General features: G+C 32.8%; 1 protein-coding gene. It reads right to left on the minus strand.

The genetic code is table 11. The features are described 5' to 3' along the window. Window positions 1-105 precede the first annotated feature (105 nt). Window positions 106-2,034: an ATP-dependent DNA helicase gene (locus FHS86_RS19075; protein WP_429417647.1), complete on the minus strand. Its 1,929-nt coding sequence runs from the start codon at window positions 2,032-2,034 to the stop codon at window positions 106-108. Window positions 2,035-2,167: the final 133 nt, after the last annotated feature.

Here is a 2,167-nt window from a genome sequence, read left to right on the forward strand (position 1 = left end):
ACCTTCTTTAAGTACATAGCACCGTAGCGGGATGGATGTAGTTCAACCGAAACTCCTCACTGGGCGCTGCGCGCCGCTCAGAGTTCTATTTATTAGTGGCTGGCATTATTCCTTCCCAAGTAATTTTTGATGCCATTTTAAATTCCTTAATCTAATTATTTCGTTCTCTTTAACCATTAGTATTTGTTCTAATTCCGTAATCGCTTTTTTCTGCTGTTGAATAATTGATTCTTTATCCTCAATTGTCCTTTCTCGATTGTTTACTTTTTCAACTAAATCCTTTAATTCACCCTCTTGCTGATTCGTTAACTTTTCAAACTCTTTTGTTTTATCAAGTAAGAGTTTTATTGAATCATTCTGCTTGCTAATTTTGTCAGAGTTTTCAGAATTTTCCTTTAACAATTCATTATTTGTGTTTTCAATTTCAGTTTTGATTTTAGCTAATTCTTCATGTGCTTCCTTAAGCCCATAATATTTGTTTTTAAATGACGAAATTTTTGAAGCAATAGTGATAAAGTATTTTTTAAATCCACTTGTTTCAATGTCATTCCTATATTTTATTGCTTGAGTAAAGTTATCGTAAACTGCATTGAAATCATTGTTCTGAATAGCTTCTCTTGACTTTTTATAATAGAAGTCAGCTTTACCTGCATTTAATTCTTGAACAATCAATGTACTTGGAGTTTCATTTTGAGCAAAACCTAAAACTTTAGGGTCTGTTTTTATAGCATGGTTGTGAATTTTAGTCTTTAAAACCAGACCATTGAAAGTTGTACAGCGACTTAAAGCAACATAAACTTGTCCTGATGCAAATGCAGCCCCTAAATCTGCAATGACTTTTTCAAATGTCAGACCTTGACTTTTATGGACCGTAATCGCCCATGCTAATTTTATTGGAAACTGAGTAAATGTTCCAATTATTTCCTCCTCAATTTTCTTTTCCTCGTTATTCCATTTATATTTTACATTTTCCCATTCCTGTTTTTCAACTGTTATTTCGTCACCTTCAGAGAACTCAGCAATTATAGTGTTATCTTCTATTGATTTTATTTTAGCAATCTTACCATTAAAGTATCTTTTCGCTCTGTCATTCTTGATGAACATAATTTGAGCACCTTGCTTTAATTGCAAGATTCTGTCAGTCGGCATTATGTTTTCAGGAAAAGTCCCTGTAACAGTAGCTTCGAATAATTTTAACTCTGTTTCTAATTCAGCTAATTTTGTAAGATTCGTGCTATCAACTATTTTATTATGGGTTGCGAGTGTAATGTAATTTGCCCCATTTTCAGGAGAGAACGTGGGATTAAACTTTGAGTTTAATACTCCTAATTCATTTGCTGTAACTTTATTTATACGAACTCTGTTTAAAAGGTCTATGAATTCTTGTTCATTTTGCCGATATATTTTCTTTAATTCAATATATACAGGCTTATTATGCTCAATAACTTTTGAACCAAAGAAGAATTCAGTTGAATAAAACTCTTTTAGAATATCCCACTCGTCAGGTCTTGCAATAGGAGCTAATTGAAAAGTGTCTCCAATCAAAATCACTTGAACACCGCCAAATGGTGCATTCTCCTTTCTCCTGAAAACACGAAGTAATTTATCTACAACATCAATTAAATCACACCGAACCATTGAGATTTCGTCAATTATTAGAAGTTCCATACCTCTAATAATCTCCAATTTCTCTTTAAAGAATTTGAAATGGTCAAATATGGTGCTTTTATCTATGTCAGCCAAATCAGGTTTAGTCCTTAATCGCTTATCATTTGGTACATAAACACTTGGTTTAATTTGGAAGAAAGAATGTATTGTTTGTCCTCCTGCATTTACCGCAGCTACTCCAGTAGGAGCAAGAATTACAGTATTTTTCTTGGTAGTCTCTCGTAGGTATTTTAAAAAAGTAGTTTTACCAGTACCTGCTTTACCAGTCAAATAAACAAGTCTATCCGTATGCTTTACAAAATCAGAAGCATAATTGAATTCAACATTTGTTTCGTCTAATTCTATGTTATCTATTATTATCGGCATAGTTTATTATTTGCACTGTGGTTTCTTTTGCTTGCCACTAACGGCAGTCTGTCTAAAAACCAACTACAGTTCTTAAAAATTGGCGGTTTTTTAGCCACCTTATGCCGCCATTGCAAAATAGTTATAAATATTT

It is taken from the genome of Roseimarinus sediminis, assembly GCF_050433125.1.
Lineage (GTDB): Bacteria > Bacteroidota > Bacteroidia > Bacteroidales > Prolixibacteraceae > Roseimarinus > Roseimarinus sediminis.